Source organism: Mycobacterium europaeum (assembly GCF_002102155.1).
GTDB classification, from domain to species: domain Bacteria; phylum Actinomycetota; class Actinomycetes; order Mycobacteriales; family Mycobacteriaceae; genus Mycobacterium; species Mycobacterium europaeum.
This window is the reverse complement of the sequence record NZ_LQOU01000010.1, coordinates 117,606-134,061: the sequence shown is the minus strand read 5'-3', so window position 1 is coordinate 134,061 and position 16,456 is coordinate 117,606. Positions and strand designations below refer to the sequence as shown.

The following is a 16,456-nucleotide window of genomic DNA, read 5'->3' as shown; positions in this document are numbered from 1 at the left end:
CGGTCGAATCACGCGAGCGTGATCGCCGCAAGCCCCTGACCGACGCGGTCCGGTAGCGATCCCCCGTGACTGAGCCAGTCGTCCAGAGCGATGCGGACGGTGGCCATCGCCAGCGCACCGATCAGGCGGGGCCTGGGGTCCTGCGCGGCCAACCGCTGTAGGCGCGGCGCGATGAGGTCGGCGATGGCCCGTTCATAGCGCACATAGATGTGGAGTGTCCAGGCGTCCAGTGTCTCGGAAGACCTTGTGAGGATGGCCAGTTCGCGGATCTGGTGCTCGATGTCGGCGGATCCGGCGGCGAGCTCGGCGAAGGCGCCGATGACCGCGTCGATGGCGCTCAGGTGCTCCGGCTGGGCCGCCAGGGCAGTGGTGATCCTGTTGAGCCAGTGGGCGGTCATGCCCTCGGCGACGGCGTCTTCCTTGGAGTTGAAGTACCGGAAGAAGGTCGCCCGCCCGATGTCGGCCTCGTCCGCGATGCGCTCCACCGTCGTCGCGGCCAGTCCGCGGTCGGCGACCAGCTGAGCGGCGGCGTCCGCGATGCGCTGACGCATCGCCGTGCGTTTCCGTTCGGCCAACGACGTCGTGGCAGCCATTCCCCCGCCTTTTCCCGCGAATCGCACCTGAATCGTAAGACATAGTCTTAGCATGAGACGATGTCTCAGGTTGTCGATCCGCCCGATCAGCGGGCCCCGCACGCGCGCGCCGCCTGGCAGTTCTTCGCGCAGATGGTCACGGACGTCACGAAGATCGTGACCGAGGACGCCGAATCCGAGCGAGAGTTGCTCGAGGGGCTGCGGCTGATCGCCCGCATCTCGTCCCTGTGCGCGCAAATGACGGTCGAGGCCGACGCGGAGCGGCCCTCGTTCTTCGATATGTGCGCGGACAACCGCATGGTCGGCGGCCCCAATCCCGACGGCAACTACTACCTGGCCATGATTCGTGGGGACCGGAGCTACCGGATCACCGGTTCCCGCGGCACCAGCGCCTACCTCGGGGTGCAGATCCTCGCCGGCACCGGGCTGACGCCGCGCCGGATGGCGGGCTACGTCAGCGACCGCGACTTGGCGCTGCGCTCGGGCGAATTCGCGCTCGTGCTCTCCGCGAACGAGCCCTCGGATCTCGCCGGCGCGCAGTGGGTCAAGATTCCCGACGACGCCTCGTCGGTGGTGGTCCGCGAGTACATCGGTGATCGCGGCCGCGAAGAACTCGCGACGCTGCGGATCGAGGCGTTGGCCCCCGCGCCGCTGACGCCGCTGACGGACGCCGAACTCGCCGATCAGTTCACCGCCATGGCCTGGTCCCTGATGAAGCTCGCGACGCTGCACCGCACCATCAAGCCCGAACTGCTCGGCATGCCCAACACGTTGCTGACTGCGCAGGCCGCCGACCTGGGCGCCGCGGACACCACCCCCGACAACCTGTACATGATCGGGACGTACCGGCTGGACCCCGACGAGGTCCTCATGCTCGACATCGTTGCCCCCGACACCCGGTTCTGGAACGTCACGCTGGAAAGCATCTGGCACGAGTGCCTGGAACCGCGCACTCGGCACAGCTCGGTGACGAATCGCGCGGTGGTGCCCGATGCCGACGGCCGGGTGCGAATCACCGTCTCCGCCAAGGACTTCGGCGTGGGCCACTGGCTCGACACCGGTGGCCGGCACCGCGGATTCGTCGTCCTGCGCTGGCTGGACAATCCGACGCCTCCCGAGGTGACGGTGTCGGTGCACCGCTGTGAGGAGACGGTATGACGCTGCACGACCGGTTCGCGCCGGAACGGCTGATAGACGCGGCCTGCGAGGAGGCCGGCAGCGACGACTTCGGCGCCGAGGGGTGGCGGCCCGGGCTGCACCGCCTCACCGACGGTCTGATCAACGACGCGCGGCTGTCGGACATCGGCGTGGAGATCGCCAACCTCGACATCATGCGGGCGCTGAAGAATCGCCTGGGCGTGATCGCGTGGCGCAAGGAGCATCCCGAGATCGCCACCAAACCGATCGCGGCGCCGATATTCATCGTGGGCCAGCCCCGGACCGGCACCACCATCCTGTACGACCTGCTCGCCCAGGACCCCGCGCTCCGGGCCCCGCTGACATGGGAGGTCGACGAGCCCTGTCCGGTTCCGCAGCCCGAGACCTATCACGACGATCCACGCATCGCGCAGGCGCAGGCCGGCATCGACATGTCCGAGCAGATCATGCCGGGGTTTCTGGCGTTCCATCCGATGGGCGCCCTCGTCGGGCAGGAGTGCGTGCGCATCACCGCCGGGGAGTTCGTCAGCATGATCTTCTCGGTGCAGTACCGGCTGCCCGGTTACTACCGCTGGCTGCTCTACGAGGCCGACCATGCGGGTGCCTACCGTTACCATCGAATCTTTCTGCAGCACTTGCAATCCGGTGTGCCAGGCCAGTGGTTGCTGAAGTCTCCGGCACACCTGTGGCAGCTCGACACGCTGCTGGCCGAATACCCCGACGCACTGATCGTGCAGACCCACCGCGACCCGCTCAACGTCATCTCCTCGATCGCCGCCCTGACCCACCACCTGCGCCGGATGTGCAGCGACGAATCCAGCATCGCCGAGTGCGCGGCCCAGTCCTACGAGGAGATCGCGGTCGGCCTCGAACGCGAGATGGCCCTGCGCGAAAGTGCGGCGGTGCCGACGGACCGCGTGATCGACGTGCAATACCGCGACTTCGTCAACGACCCGTGGACCACGATCAAGGACATCTACCAGCGGCTGGATCGTGAACTGCGCCCCGACGCCGAGCAGAGGATGCGCGAGTTCCTCGCGGTCCACCCCGGCGACGGCGGCCGCGGCCGGTACACCTGGTCGGACACCGGCCTGCAGGAAGGCGAGGTGCGCGAGCGGGTGCGCGGCTACCAGGACCGGTACGGCGTCCCGACCGAACAGCTCCGGTGAAGCGGCAAAGCGTCTGCCGCTCGCTCGAACAGCAGCGCCAACACGCGATCGGATGGATGGCCGCGAGCGCGTTCATGTTGATGGGGCACTATTGCGTTGGTGAACACTCCGCAAGGGCCTTCGGGCGGTAGCTCGCCGGATTGGATTCGCCGCTTCGGGCCGGCTGGCAATAGTAAGGGGCCGTTACCGCCTGGGCCTCCGCCCGTACCCCCGTCGGAATCTCCGACCCGGCAGATTCCTCAGGGTGGGCGGCCGTATCCACCGCCGTCGTCACCGAACCGACGGCAACCCCCTGGTCGGCGACCGAGTCCGCCGCCGTATCCGGCGGCCGGCCGGCCGTCCTCCCCTCCGCATCCGCCCGGTGGGGCCCCGGCCCCGCCGCAGGGGCGGATCGGGCCACCACCACGGCAGCCGGAGCAGGCTATGACTGGGTTGTCCGCTGAGCCGCCTTCCAAGCCGGCGCCCGCGCACAACAGACGTCGCCTGTTCGGAAGCCGCCGGTCGATGGCCGTAGTCCTGGCCATCGTGACCGTGGTCGTCCTGGCGGTGGCAGTCGGTGCTGAGCTTTTCGTCCGCCACCTGATCCAGAACAAGGTGGCCAGCGCAGTGGCGTGTGAGGTCCAGGACAGCGCGAGCGTGTCGTTCGCCTCCATGCCGCCGGTCATCTGGCAGTACTTCAGTAGCCACTATCCCGACATCTCTGTGCAGACGGGCGGCAATCAGGTCCGGGGCGCCAAGGGGATGAAGGTCAACCTCGTTATCAGGGACCTCCGCCTGAGCAACACCAACAACTCCAAGGGCACCATCGGCGCGCTCAACGGCACGATCAACTGGTCATCCGATGGCATCAAGACGTCGATCCAGGACGCCATCCCGGTGCTGGGCAGCTTTGTGACCAGCAAAGTCACCACCAACCCCGGCGACGGCACCATCCAACTGAAGGGCCTCCTCGACAGCGCCACCGTCAAGCCCCAGATCGCCAACAACGGGCTCTCACTGCAGGTGGTCAACTTGACCGCGCTGGGCTCGAAGATGTCGACGGATACGGTGCAAAAGGACCTGGACAGTCTCACCTCCAAGGCGACCCAGAACTACCCGCTGGGCATCCACGCCGACAGCGTGAGAGTCACCGATACCGGCGTGGAGGCGACCTTCTCGACCACCAACGCGACAATCCCGGCGAGCTCGTCGTCACAGACCGGTCAGGACTGCTTCAGCGGAGCCTGATTGATCCTTGCACCGGCATCAGCGCACGAGCTCTCAGCGGCGTCAATTGAACCGGGGCAAGGTGATGTTCGGATCATCGTCGGTCAAGTGCACCGCATGGATGCCGGGCTTCTTCTTCAGCTTGCCGATGAGGCTTTCCAGCCCGGCGGAGTCGGTGTGCCAATGCTGCACGTCGTCTGGCTTGTCCGCCATCTCGGCGACGAGACGCTGAAGGTTTTCCGGAGTCTCCCCGTCGGGAGAGGACCCGTCCTTGAGCGACGTGGACCGCAGTCGGGTGCTGACGCCGCTGAGAGCATTCGGCGCGGCTGCACCCAGCGCACCTCCGGCCATGCCGGCCACCGCCATTCCGCTCAGCAGCGTGCCCTCACTTACCGCGGCCGCCGGTACGGCCCCCTGGATTGCGCCGGATAGCACCGCGGCGACGGTTCTGATCGCCGGCGTGGCCGTGGCCCAAGTGGGTGGAACCGACAGGACTCCGATGACGCCGGCCTGACCCGCGCCGGCGGACACCGCGGGTCCGGCGGCGCCTAAACCCGTCGAATCGACCAGCTGCGTACCCGACGCGAGACCGGCTCCGGCCACGCCGGTCACGGCCTCGCTCGCAGCCGCCAGGGTGGCGCCTCGCGTCCCCATGACCAAGCCCATGATCGTGTTGATCAGGACGCTGTTGGCGGGCAGGATCAGCTTGGGGATGAGCTCGACGTCCGAGGCGACCGAGTTCACGCTCTGCATCCCAGCAAAGTCCTGCAGCGCGGTAAGCAGCCCCGATCCCGGATTCGGACTAGCCGTCATCGTCCCCAGACTCTGCAGCGTTCGGGGTACTGCCCCGAACACTTGCGAGACCTGCGCCTGCGCGCTGGAACCGACCGAGGTATTCAACGCCCGCGCCGCCTGCAACAGCTGACCGGACGCCCCCATGGGATTCGTAGTCGTCGGTGGTTCGGCGAACGGTGTCACCGTTGTGGCGGCGGCCGACCGGCTGGCATAGGTGGACATCGCCACCGCGTCGCGCGCCCACATCCGGGTGTACTGCGCCTCGGTGGCGGCGATCGCCGGCGCGTTCTGCCCGAAGACGTTGGTGGCCACCAACGATGCCAGCTCGCTACGGTTGGCCGCGACCACCGGCGGCGGCACCGTAGCCGCAAATGCGGCTTCATAGGCCATGGCACCCGCCCGGATCTGTGCGGCAGTCTGCTCGGCCTCGGTGGCCGTCGCGCTCATCCAGGTGACGTACGGCCTGGCCGCAGTGGCCATCGCGGCCGAGGAGGGACCCTGCCACGCCGTCATCAGACCCGAGATGACTGAAGAGTAGGCCGCGGCGGTGGCGTGCAGCTGGGCCGCCAACGCATCCCACGCCTCCGCCGCGGCCACCATCGATCCCGAGCCCGGACCGGCATACATCCGGCCGGAGTTGACTTCCGGCGGGAAGATTCCGAAATACATAGCACCGTCTCCTAGGCCGCCGAAGTGAGTTTGCCGGGCCGTCGGTCCGCGCGAACGGCGATCATTTTGGGACCGCCGGCACGATGAAGATGTTGACGGGGCCGCTGGCCTCCCCCGTGGCGGACGCGGCGGCCGTAGCCGTCGAAGGTGCGGCGCTGGTGCTGCTGCTGCCGGCGATCGCCCGTCCGGCCAGGCTCGACAAGGCCATGTTGCCGAACAAGCTGCCCTCGCCCGGCGCCGCGGCCGCCGCAACCGGGGCGCCCGCCACCCCACTTTCGGCGAACACCGCGGCGACCGGTTTCACCGCCGGGGCGGCCATCGCCCAGCCCTGGGGTACCGACAGGCCGCTCACCAAGCCGGCCCGCCCCATGCCCGCCGTCACCGCCGAGCCAAGACCGCTCGTGCCGGAGCTCACCAACCCCGTTGCCGCCGGCGTCGCCGCCGCCAGTTTTCCCGCGGCATCGGTCAGGTTCACCCCGGCCTGGGGCAACAGATACAGCTGCGCGCCCAGCAGTTCGGGGACTCCCCCGATACTGAAGAGCGACAACGGGGATGTCGGCCCACCGACGTAACCGAGAAGCGAATTGAGCGACGACGCGAGCGATGCGGGAGCCGACGACGACGGGGTCGAAGCGGCGGGCGCGGCGAGGATGTGCAGCGACGAGGGTACCGCGGACATGACCTGCGGCAGCGCCTGCGCGTTCGCCCCGGCCGCCCTCGCTGAGTTCGGGGCAAGGGCGGCGGCCTGCCTTACCGCACCGGCCGGATCGGTGGTCTGCGGTGGTGAGCCGAACCGGGTCATCTCCGAGGCGGCCGCCGATGCGCCCGCATATCCGTACATGGCCGCGGCGTCTTGGGCCCACATCTCCAGGTACTCGGCCTGAGTCGCCATGATGGCCGGTGTGTTTTGGCCAAAGAAATTGGTCGCGATCAACGCCGTCAGCCGCGCCCGGTTGGCCGCGACCACCGACGGCGGCACCGTTTCCGCAAACGCGGCTTCGAAGGCGGCGGCCGCCGACCTGGCCTGACTAGCCGCCTGCTCAGCCTGTGCAGCCGTGGCTGTCAGCCAAGCCGTATAAGGCACGGCGGCAGCCAGCATCGCTAAAGATGAGGCGCCTTGCCATCGGGCCGTCAACGCCGAGAGCACCGAGGAATAGCGCGCCGCCGTAGCGTGCAGCTCAGCGGCCAGGCTGTCCCAGCCCGACGCGGCGGCCAGCATCGGACCCGATCCCGGCCCCAAATACATACGCCCGGAGTTGATTTCCGGCGGTAGCGCCCCGTAATCGACGAACAAGTCAATCCCCCCTCCCGGCTGATGGCGTCACAGCGAACAGTCGCCGATACGCCGCGACCTCCGAGTGGAAAACGCCCCCGTGCCTGCGCCGTGGCACATGAAGAGGGCGAGGAATCCGGCGCTGTGGCCGACCACCACCAGCGCTGAGCCCACGAGCGGTCGGGCTATGCGGGCCGGCGCAGGGTCCAGCGCCGGCAAAGTGAATCGGCCTGGATCGTGCAGACGTCTGTTCGCAGACTTCCATGAGAAGCCGCAAGCCATGCCTCGCCCTCCGCATCACACCACTGCCGACCGAACGGTCAGCTTCGTACCGGGTATTGCGCAGGGACCGTTGGCTGTCGAAGGACGACACGCAGTTGTGGCGAGCCCCACCGCCGTTCTGCGTCGGTCGGGGCCGACGCAGCTTGACTGTTTGTTCGCCAGTCAACGCGAGTCACTGCGCGACTCACAACGGGAGCGATCCGATGCACAGGAGATTGCCAGGAGCTTCCATCAGAACCGCCAGCCGGTCGCCCGCGGAGGTTCGGTTGCGCACGAGGCGATTTCGAGAAGCCGATTGTATTCGGCAACGTCCGGCCAACAGGTCAGCGCTTCGGCGATCGAACCGGCCTTGACGCGCGCTGCTGTCGCCGCACGCCCAGGCCGTCAGAACGGCGCGTCGTCGTCACACGGTGGGTAAAGTTCGGGCGAAGCGGCACCGGCCTATCAAACGCCTTCCGGTCGTTGACGATTTTGACGCCGGTGCCCAGCAAGGCCTGAGGAGCGGCCGTGGACGAGGACTGCCTGAAGCTCACCACCTATCTGGCCGAGCGCCGGCGAACCGACGACGGGTTTGTCTCCGATGTGTTGCTCGACCTCTATGCGCGGCATCGGATCGCCTGTGGCGTGGTGCTGCGCGGCATCGGCGGCTTCGGGAGCGGGCGCCACCTGCGAACCGACGAGTCGCTGTCGTTGTCCGAGGATCCGCCCGTCGCGATCATCGCCGTGGACACCCGCACGAACATCGAGGCCTTGCTCGGCCCGGTCCTTGCCGTCAAACAGCGCGGCCTGGTCACCCTGGAGCGGGCGCGGCTGCTGCGCGACGGAATGGAACCACTGGAACTCCCCGACGAATTGCGCGAAGCCGTCAAGCTGACCGTGTACGTGGGCCGCAAGGAACGGGCCAACGGCGCCCCGGCCTACGTCGCCGTCTGTGACCTCCTGCACCGGCGCCGGATAGCCGGCGCCTCGGTGCTGTTGGGGGTGGACGGCGTCACCCACGGGCAGCGGCACCGGGCGCGCTTCTTCGGCCGGAACGCCAACGTGCCGATGATGATCCTGGCCGTCGGCTCCGGCGATCAGATGGCGGGGGTGGTGCCCGAATTGGCCCAGTTGCTCCGCCGACCCATGTTCACGCTCGAGCGGGTCCGCATCTGCAAACGCGACGGCGAGTTATTCGAGCGGCCGCACGCGCTCCCGGGGGTCGACGAACGCGGTCTGCCGCTATGGCAGAAGTTGACGATCTACACCTCCGAGTCGGCCCTGCACGACGGGGTACCGATTCACCGCGCCATCGTGCGGCGGCTTCGTCAGCGGGAAGCGCCCGACGGCGCGACGGTCCTGCGGGGGGTCTGGGGATACCACGGGGACCATCGGCCGCACGGCGACACGCTGCTGTCGCTGCACCGTCGCGTTCCCGTGGTGACCACCGTCATCGACACCCCCGCCAACACCGCCGAAACCTTCGACGTGATCGACGAATTGACGCGCGACGACGGGCTGGTGACGAGCGAGATGCTGCCCGGGGTGGTGTCCGACGAACGCGACACCGACGACGGCCCCCCGCGCATGGCCGACCACCGCTATTAACTAAGTCAGCCGGCGACCGACGCGTCGTAGATCGACTGGATCGCCTTGTCCAGCGTGGCGTTGAACTGCTCGTCGGACTGGTCGACGGTGAGACCCTCGGTCAGGGCGCGGCTGAAGCTGGCGATCAGCCCCGCGTTCTTCGCCAGCAGCTCGTTGGCCTCCTCGCGCGAATAGCCGCCGGAGAGGGCGACCACCCGCATCACCTTCGGGTGCTCGATCAGGGGGCGGTAGAAGTTGACCTCGCTGGGCAGGCTCAGCTTGAGCATCACGCGCTGCCCGTCGGGCACGTTCTCGAGTTGCTTGGTGATCTCGTCGCGCAGGATCGACTCCGCGTCGGCTTTGTCGGAGATCGAGATGGTGACCTCGGGCTCGATGATCGGCACCAGACCGTGTGAGAGCACCTGATGGCCCAGCTCGAACTGCTGGGCGACCACGGCGGCGATGCCCTTGGGGTTGGCGCCGCCGATGACCGACCGTTCCTTGGTGCCGAAGACGCCGAGGCCGACGGCGCGCTCGAGCAGCTCGTCCAGCCCGGGGATCGGCTTCATCAGCTGCACGTCGTCGGACGCCTCGGCCAGGCCCTTGTCGATCTTGAGGATGGGCACCACACCCTTGGTCTCCCACAGGTAGGTGGTCGACGGCTTGCCCGCGATCTGACGATCCATGGTCTGCTCGAACAGGATCGCGGCCAGCACGCGGTCACCGGTGAAGACCGGGGAGGTGATGATCCGCGACCGCATCTGGTGAATGAGGTCGAACATCTCCTCCTCGGAGGAGTACGCGTCGTCCTGGATGCCGTAGAGGCGCAGCGCCTTGGGAGTCGAACCGCCGCTCTGGTCGAGCGCCGCGATGAATCCCTTGCCCGACGTCATCCGCTCCGCTTGCTTCTCGTTCGGCATGGAAGTCCTCCACTCCCTCGTGGTCGGCGTCAAGGTCACGTCGCGTGCGGTGCCGCGCATCCTTGAGATGATCGTGCCGATCATATTCGGCCGATCAACGGCCGGGGAGGCAGGTCGTCAGAGGTCGGCTTGGCCCGGTTGCGGGGCGGCGGGTCTGCCGCGCCACAGCGCCATGCGATCCAGGAGCCGGTCGCGCAGGACGAGCGTGTGGAAGAGCACGGCGCACACGTGGGCGGTGAACGTCGCGAACAGCAGGACCGCGAAGGCGCCGTGGCACTCGCGCAGCACCGCGAAGACGTCGATGCTGTGCGGCGCGATACCGGGCAGTTTCACCGGCCCCACCAGCGTGACCGGCACGCGCGCCGCCGACAGCGTCGCCCATCCGGTGAGGGGCTGCACCAGCAGCAGGGCGTAGAGCAGGTATTCCGACCACGTCGCGAGGCGCCGTTCGGCGCCGCTCATGGTGGACAGAAACGGCGGCGGCCGGTGCATGAGCCGATTTCCCAGCCGCACGACGGCGAACGCCAGGATCAGCACACCCAGCGGCCGATGGAAGGCCAGCAGCCGCGGGTAGTAGCTCAGGGAGGCGACCATGGTGACGCCGATGAGCAGTTGTGCGATGACCATCGGCGCCATCAGCCAGTGCAGCAGGCGGGCCGGGAGCGCGAAACGCGTCGCGGCGTTGCCTTGCTTCATCCGAGCACCCGCGACACGTCGACTGCGCTGGGCGTCTTGGGTTCCTCCGCGCGGCGGGTGAACGAGCGGGCGTAGACGGCCGATCTCGCGGCGAGCAGCGGGTCGTCGGATGCGGTGATGCCGTCCGGCAGCACCAGCGGGTCGTAGTTGACGTCGCGGGCGTTGCCGGGCGCCTCGGTCTGCACGGCGGTGACGGTGATGGTGCCGGCCTCGATGGTGCGCCGCGAGCGCGGCCAGGGCTTCGTGGCGTCGTGGGTCGGATCGCCGGGCTCCCCGACCGTGAGCACCAGCCGCCAGCTCAGCGGTCCCTGCGCCAGCGTGCGGACGAGGTCGTCGAACAGGTAGTCCTTGCCGGCCGGCGCCGCCCGCGGGTTCGCCGCCTCCTGCGGAATGACGGCCCAGCGCACCGGAACGGTCGCTCCGGCGCGGTTGGTGAACCGGAAGGCGTTGAGGCCGTAAAAGGCGCTGTCGGCGAATCCCGCACCGAGTGCGCCCTGTTTGATGACCTTCATCGCGGCGACGGTCTCGGGGTGGCGGGCGAGGAAGGCGGCCATCTTCTGCGGGTCGGGCCTGCCCGTCTCGGGCACCGGCGCGGACGCGAGGAGCCGCTCGTAGAAGCCCTGCGGCGTGCTGTCCGGGAAGACGGGGATGTTGATCATCGCGGTGCGCCATTGCTGGCCGTCGGGGCCCTGGAAGAGCAGCCCCAGTCCCCGGACCGTGGCGGACGCGTCCGCCTGGTCCGGCAGGCCCCCCGACAGGGAGAACCGCCCGATCAGCGGCACGCTGCCCTCCCGGAAGACCGCGGCCCGGCAGATCGCCGCCGCCGCGCCCGTGCTCGCGAAGGTCCCCACCGCGCCGAGGCCCTTGGCGTGATTGCGGCGAAAGCCGTCGTGGCGTCCGTAGACGCGTTCGAAGCGGTCGGTGAATCGGGACGGGGTCAGCGCCCCGGGCCGCAGCCAACCGCCGGCATACGCGAAGCCGCCCGCATCGGCCGCGGCGATGCCGGCGACCGCCCCCATCCCCAGCAATGCGCGCCGGCGCGACAGCGCGTCGGCAAGGGAACGGGGTTGCTTCGCGTCGACGGTCGGGCCGTCCTGCTCGCCGCCGCGGTCACCGGTCTCCATGCCCACCGTCCTCGGATACTTGCGCAGGCCACCGGGCCCGTCGGACACACTCACAGGACGGTGCCGGCCGGCGATTCGTTCACTCGTTTTGAGAGTGGTCGGCCGAGTGACATACCATCGGGTAAACAACTTGCGGCTGCATCTGTGGCTAGCTGCGCAGATCGACGGAGTGTGTCTCCTCCGACGGCAAGCGCCTTCCGTGGGGTTGAACAAGCAGCCCCCGGGCTTGGCAGCCTGATTTGAGAGCTAACGGTGTCCCGCCAAGGGACCGAATGTGAGTGATAGACCATGGGCGAATTAACCGGCGATCCAATCGATCCGACGGCATTCTCGGTAGGAAAACAGCAGGTCGACCAGGCGGTCGTGCTCACTGTCTCGGGTGAGGTGGACATGCTCAGCTCGCCGCACCTGTCCGAGGCGATCCAGACCGCGCTGGCGACAAAACCCGCCGCGCTCATCGTCGACCTGTCGAAGGTGGACTTCCTGGCGTCGGCCGGAATGACGGTGCTGGTCACGGCGCAGGCGGAGACCCCGCCGCCAACCCAGTTCGCGGTCGTCGCGAACGGCTCGGCGACGAGCCGGCCGATCAAGCTGATGGGAATCGACAGCGTGCTCGCGCTCTACAGTTCGCTCGACGACGCGCTGAGCGGCACCACTGGTGGGTGAACCTGGGGATGGGGGCACAGCTGGAAACGATGGGGCGATCTGATCATCAGCCGTACAACGTGCCGGACCTGGACGACCGGTCCCACTTCGTGCGGAACCGCGTCGGCGCGGACCCGCGCAGCGCAGCCCTGGCCCGAGCCGACTTCAGGGCCTGGCTCGAGACGAACTTCGCCTTGGACCGCGCCCGGTTGAGCGACGTCGTGCTGGCGGTGAACGAAGCCATCGCCAACGCCGCGGAGTTCGCCTATTGGGACGCCTCGCAGCGCGGGACGCTGGACGTCAGCGCGTCCTATGACCGTCAGACCGACACGCTGGCCGTCACCGTCGACGATCGCGGCCGGTGGCGCCAGAAGGTTCCCGCCCAGTACCACCGGCAACTCCGCGGACGCGGTATCCCGCTGATGGAGGCACTCGCCGACGAAGTGGCCATCGACCGCACGCCGCACGGAACCCGCGTCGCAATGACCTGGACCGGCCTGGCGCAGCGCCCCTAGCGTCGACGCGCCGACGCGCCGCATCGGCGAACCGCTTGATTCACAATCGATTTCGTCACTCCGCGCCATCGATCCCGTAACATCTGCGCCGTGGAACCGAGCCGCCGATGGGGCGACGACCGCGCGATCCTCGACGACGAGGAGGCACGCCGGCGCATCCTGGACGCCGCCGGCCGCTGCATCGTGCACCGCGGCAACACCCAGTTCCGGATGGGCGAGGTGGCCGACGAGGCGGGGGTGTCGCGCTCCACGGTGTACCGCTATTTCCCCGGCCGCGACGACGTGCTGCTGGGCCTGATCCTGGCGCGGGTCGACCGCGCGCTCGGTGAGTTGGTGCGCTCGCTGGCCGCTCCGGATGATCCGGAGCGATCGGTGCCCGAGATGGTGCTGGCCCGCGTCGACTCGGTGGACGGCGATCCGCTCAACGAGGCGCTGTTCGCCGCCGAGAGCACCGCCGTGGCGACGGCCCTCGAGAAGGGCTCGGAACCGATTGTCGAGACCTTGTTACGGCACTACGCGCCGCTGCTGGAGCGGTGGAAGACGGCGGGCCGCATCCATCCCGACCTCGATCCGCGGTCGGTGGTCCAGTGGCTGCACGCGACCACGTTGTTCCTCCTGGCGCCGTCCTGGCGATATCGCCCGGCCGTCGACAAGCGCGAGTTCGTCGAGCAGTTCGTGGTGCGGGCCCTCGTGCCAGAGATCAGACAATAATGGCGTATTGTCTGATGTTCACGCGTTCACGTACTTTGCCTAACCCACTGCCCCGACGCCTCGACGGCTCGCCGCCCCGGTGACATCCCGCACCCACGAATCGAGCGGATATGAACAGCCCTGTGTCGCAGGCGCTTTCGGCCGCCGGCCTGGCCGCTCACCTGGGCGGCGGCGTGCGCCGGGTGGCCACCGACGCGGTGGTCGGCGGCCGGTTCGGGTTGCCCCGCCGGGTGCGGGACATCGACGCGGCAGTGCTCACCAAGGTGATGGGAACCACCGTCCGCTCGGTCCGCGTACTCGGCAGCGACGCCGGGACATCGGCACGGGCGCGGCTGGTACTGACCGGAAAGAATGTCCCCGACTCCGTGTTCGTCAAGCTCGCCGCGGAGACGGCGGCCACCCGTCTGATGGGTGAGCTGGGCCGGCTCGGGCACACAGAGGTGCGGTTCTACCGTCAGCTCGCCCCGCAGATCGTCGGCGCCCCCTATGCATACGGTGCGGTGTTCGACCCATGGACCGGCCGCTACCTCGTGGTGCTGGAAGACCTCCCCGCCGAATCGTGCGAGTTCCCCGACACCCTGCACCCGCTTTCACCCGACCAGGCGAGCCTGATCGTCGAACTGCTGGCCGACCTGCACGCCACCTTCTGGGAACGGCTCCCCCGCGACGGCCGCGGCCCGCTGGGCTGGCTTTACACGGCGTCCGGTGATGTCACCTCCCTACTGACCGGCTCGCTGATGCACGCCTCGATCAAGCGCCTTGCCGAACGCACCGAAATCCCTTTGGAAAAGGGCCGATTCATCGCCGACAACTATCGTGCGGTCGCCGCCCTCATCGACACTGCCCCGCACACCGTGATGCACGGCGACGCCCACCCGGGCAACATGTACTTCCACGGCGGCAAGGCGGGGCTGCTGGACTGGCAGGCGGTGCGGCGCGGGCACCCGTCCCGGGAACTGGCCTACACGCTGATCACCAGCCTCACACCCGAAGATCGCCGGGCGACCCAGCGCGAGTTGCTCGACGACTACCGCCGCGCGCTCGCCGCGGCCGGAGGGCCCGAACTCGATCGCGACGAGCTGTGGCTGCGGTTCCGCCAGGCCGCGCTGTACGCCTACGTCGCCCCGCTGATCACGGCGGGAATGGGCGGCATGCAGGTCGAAGACATCGCCATGGAAGGGCTGCGCCGCGGTGTCGCGGCGCTCGACGACCTGGACACGGTCGCCGCGCTGCAGAGTTCGCTCTGAGGCGAACAAGTTTCCGCCGAACCTGTTGCGACGGCCCGGCACGAGTTACGCTACTTCCCGTAGCGTAATCCTGACGCGTCCCGTGCGTCGTCGGCCCATGGCGGCAAGGAGAGTCTCGTGTTCGACCTGAAGATCGTTGGTGGCACCGTCGTCGACGGCACCGGCGCAGCGCGCTTTCGCGCCGACATCGGCATCAAGGACGGCAAGATCGTCGACGTCGTCCGCCGCGGCGCCGACGACCCGGCGATGCCAGGGGAGGCCGCCGAAACCATCGACGCCACAGGGCGTGTGGTCGCCCCGGGCTTCGTCGACATCCACACCCATTACGACGGTCAGGTGAGCTGGGACAGCCTCCTCGAACCGTCGAGCGGGCACGGGGTCACCACCGTGGTCACCGGCAACTGCGGTGTCGGGTTCGCGCCGGTTCGCCCCGGCACGGAGCAGTGGCTGATCGAGTTGATGGAAGGCGTCGAAGACATTCCCGGCACCGCGCTCACCGAGGGCATCACCTGGGGATGGGAGAGCTACCCCGAGTACCTCGACGCCGTCGGCGAGCACAAGTTCGCGATCGACGTGGGCAGCCAAGTCGCCCACGGCGCCATCCGCGCCTATGCGATGGGCGAGCGCGGCGCCCGCAACGAGCCGGCCACCCCCGACGACATCGCCGCGATGGGCCGGCTGGTTCGGGAGGCGATCGAGGCGGGCGCACTCGGCTTCTCGACGTCGCGCACGATGGGCCACCGCGCGATGGACGGCGAACCCGTCCCCGGCACCTTCGCCGCCGAGGAAGAGCTGTTCGGCCTCGGCCGCGCCATGGCGGCCGGCGGGCAGGCCGTGTTCGAGCTCGCCCCGCAGGGCGCCGCGGGTGAGGACATCGTCGCGCCCAAGAAGGAGCTGGAGTGGATGCGGCGGCTGGGCGCCGAGATCGACCGGCCCGTGTCGTTCGCGCTGATCCAGGTCGACGCCGATCCGAAACTGTGGCGCGAGATGCTGGACCTGTCCGCGGACGCGCACGCGGCGGGCGCTCGGCTATACCCGCAGATCGCCGCGCGCCCGTTCGGAATGATGATCGGGTTCCAGGGCCACCACGGCTTCAGCCACCGGCCCACCTACCGCCGGCTGAAGGCCGAACTCGGCCGGGAGGAACTCGCGCAGCGCCTCGCCGATCCCGCGGTGAAGGCCGCGATCCTGTCCGAGGACGACCTGCCCCCCGACCCGACGCTGTTGTTCGACGGCATGTTCGCCCTGGTTCAGCACTCGCTGCACCGCCTCTACGCCCTGGGTGATCCGCCCGACTACGAGCCCACCCCGGACCGGACCGTCGCCGCCATCGCGCAGGCCCGCGGCGAGGACCCGCTGTCCACCCTCTACGACCTCATGCTCGAGTCGGACGCCACCTCCATGCTGATGCTGCCGCTGTTCAACTACGCCGACGGCAACTGCGACGCGATCCGGGAGATGCTGTTGCACCCGGCCGGCGTGCTCGGGCTTTCCGACGGCGGCGCCCACTGCGGGATGATCTGCGACGCTTCGTACCCCACCTTCCTGCTGACGCACTGGGCGCGCGACCGGCACCGGGGCGAGAAGCTCTCGCTGGAGTACGTGATCCGCAAGCAATCCCGCGACACCGCACACCTTTTCGGCCTCACCGACCGCGGGACCATCGAGCCGGGCAAGAAGGCCGACATCAACGTCATCGACGTGGACGCCCTGAGGCTGCATCCCGCGGCGATGGCCTTCGACCTGCCCGCCGGCGGGAACCGGATCCTGCAGGGAGCCAGCGGCTACGCGGCCACCATCGTCAGCGGAACGGTCACCCGGCGCGACGACGTCGACACCGGGGCCCGTCCCGGGCGGTTGGTACGCGGGGCGCGCTAAGGCTCCCCC

At 68.7% G+C, this 16,456-nt stretch carries 15 protein-coding genes; 9 read left to right on the top strand and 6 right to left on the bottom strand.

The window, feature by feature from the left end:
• Nucleotides 1–8: 8 nt before the first annotated feature.
• Nucleotides 9–593 (bottom strand): TetR family transcriptional regulator, encoded by a 585-nt coding sequence (locus AWC03_RS04670; RefSeq protein ID WP_085239342.1) that lies wholly within the window; start codon nucleotides 591–593, stop codon nucleotides 9–11.
• 60 nt (nucleotides 594–653) lie between these two features.
• Between AWC03_RS04670 and AWC03_RS04665 the strand changes: the two genes are divergently transcribed.
• The 3 genes from AWC03_RS04665 to AWC03_RS04655 all read left to right on the top strand — a co-directional run bounded on the left by AWC03_RS04665 (nucleotide 654) and on the right by AWC03_RS04655 (nucleotide 4,147).
• Entirely contained in the window at nucleotides 654–1,751 is a 1,098-nt protein-coding gene (locus AWC03_RS04665) for a DUF1214 domain-containing protein (RefSeq protein ID WP_085239341.1), read from the top strand.
• Complete coding sequence (locus AWC03_RS04660; protein ID WP_085239340.1) at nucleotides 1,748–2,920, top strand: sulfotransferase family protein; 1,173 nt, start codon at nucleotides 1,748–1,750, stop codon at nucleotides 2,918–2,920. Before AWC03_RS04665 ends, AWC03_RS04660 begins: the two co-directional genes overlap by 4 nt.
• A gap of 504 nt (nucleotides 2,921–3,424) precedes the next feature.
• Entirely contained in the window at nucleotides 3,425–4,147 is a 723-nt protein-coding gene (locus AWC03_RS04655) for an LmeA family phospholipid-binding protein (RefSeq protein ID WP_085239339.1), read from the top strand.
• Between the two features lie 42 nt (nucleotides 4,148–4,189).
• Here the strand turns inward: AWC03_RS04655 and AWC03_RS04650 are convergent, their stop codons facing one another.
• Together AWC03_RS04650 and AWC03_RS04645 are read right to left on the bottom strand one after the other, a co-directional pair.
• Nucleotides 4,190–5,590, bottom strand: a complete 1,401-nt coding sequence (locus AWC03_RS04650) for a PPE family protein (protein WP_085239338.1) — start codon at nucleotides 5,588–5,590, stop codon at nucleotides 4,190–4,192.
• A 61-nt stretch (nucleotides 5,591–5,651) separates the two neighbouring features.
• Complete coding sequence (locus AWC03_RS04645) at nucleotides 5,652–6,884, bottom strand: PPE family protein (RefSeq protein ID WP_085239337.1); 1,233 nt, start codon at nucleotides 6,882–6,884, stop codon at nucleotides 5,652–5,654.
• Between the two features lie 768 nt (nucleotides 6,885–7,652).
• Here AWC03_RS04645 and AWC03_RS04640 point away from each other — a divergent pair.
• Nucleotides 7,653–8,732, top strand: a complete 1,080-nt coding sequence (locus AWC03_RS04640) for a DUF190 domain-containing protein (RefSeq protein ID WP_085239336.1) — start codon at nucleotides 7,653–7,655, stop codon at nucleotides 8,730–8,732.
• Nucleotides 8,733–8,737: 5 nt separating this feature from the next.
• On the opposite strand, the gene AWC03_RS04635 is transcribed toward AWC03_RS04640, so the two are convergent.
• The 3 genes from AWC03_RS04635 to AWC03_RS04625 form a co-directional block, all read right to left on the bottom strand.
• Complete coding sequence (locus tag AWC03_RS04635; protein ID WP_085239515.1) at nucleotides 8,738–9,631, bottom strand: fructose bisphosphate aldolase; 894 nt, start codon at nucleotides 9,629–9,631, stop codon at nucleotides 8,738–8,740.
• Between the two features lie 117 nt (nucleotides 9,632–9,748).
• Nucleotides 9,749–10,327 (bottom strand): cytochrome b, encoded by a 579-nt coding sequence (locus tag AWC03_RS04630; RefSeq protein ID WP_085239335.1) that lies wholly within the window; start codon nucleotides 10,325–10,327, stop codon nucleotides 9,749–9,751.
• Complete coding sequence (locus AWC03_RS04625) at nucleotides 10,324–11,451, bottom strand: catalase family peroxidase (RefSeq protein ID WP_276327156.1); 1,128 nt, start codon at nucleotides 11,449–11,451, stop codon at nucleotides 10,324–10,326. The genes AWC03_RS04630 and AWC03_RS04625 overlap by 4 nt, the downstream gene beginning before the upstream one ends.
• 288 nt (nucleotides 11,452–11,739) lie before the next feature.
• On the opposite strand from AWC03_RS04625, the gene AWC03_RS04620 reads away from it, so the two are divergent.
• The 5 genes from AWC03_RS04620 to AWC03_RS04600 all read left to right on the top strand — a co-directional run bounded on the left by AWC03_RS04620 (nucleotide 11,740) and on the right by AWC03_RS04600 (nucleotide 16,447).
• Entirely contained in the window at nucleotides 11,740–12,117 is a 378-nt protein-coding gene (locus AWC03_RS04620) for an STAS domain-containing protein (RefSeq protein WP_085239334.1), read from the top strand.
• Nucleotides 12,118–12,176: 59 nt separating this feature from the next.
• On the top strand, nucleotides 12,177–12,611 hold the full coding sequence (locus tag AWC03_RS04615) for an ATP-binding protein (RefSeq protein ID WP_085239513.1): 435 nt from the start codon (nucleotides 12,177–12,179) through the stop codon (nucleotides 12,609–12,611).
• A 90-nt stretch (nucleotides 12,612–12,701) separates the two neighbouring features.
• Nucleotides 12,702–13,322: a TetR/AcrR family transcriptional regulator gene (locus tag AWC03_RS04610; RefSeq protein ID WP_085239333.1), complete on the top strand. Its 621-nt coding sequence runs from the start codon at nucleotides 12,702–12,704 to the stop codon at nucleotides 13,320–13,322.
• Nucleotides 13,323–13,432: 110 nt separating this feature from the next.
• Nucleotides 13,433–14,569: a phosphotransferase gene (locus tag AWC03_RS04605; protein ID WP_085239332.1), complete on the top strand. Its 1,137-nt coding sequence runs from the start codon at nucleotides 13,433–13,435 to the stop codon at nucleotides 14,567–14,569.
• A gap of 117 nt (nucleotides 14,570–14,686) precedes the next feature.
• A complete protein-coding gene (locus AWC03_RS04600) occupies nucleotides 14,687–16,447 on the top strand; it encodes an N-acyl-D-amino-acid deacylase family protein (RefSeq protein ID WP_085239331.1) in 1,761 nt (586 codons plus the stop codon).
• Nucleotides 16,448–16,456 lie beyond the last annotated feature (9 nt).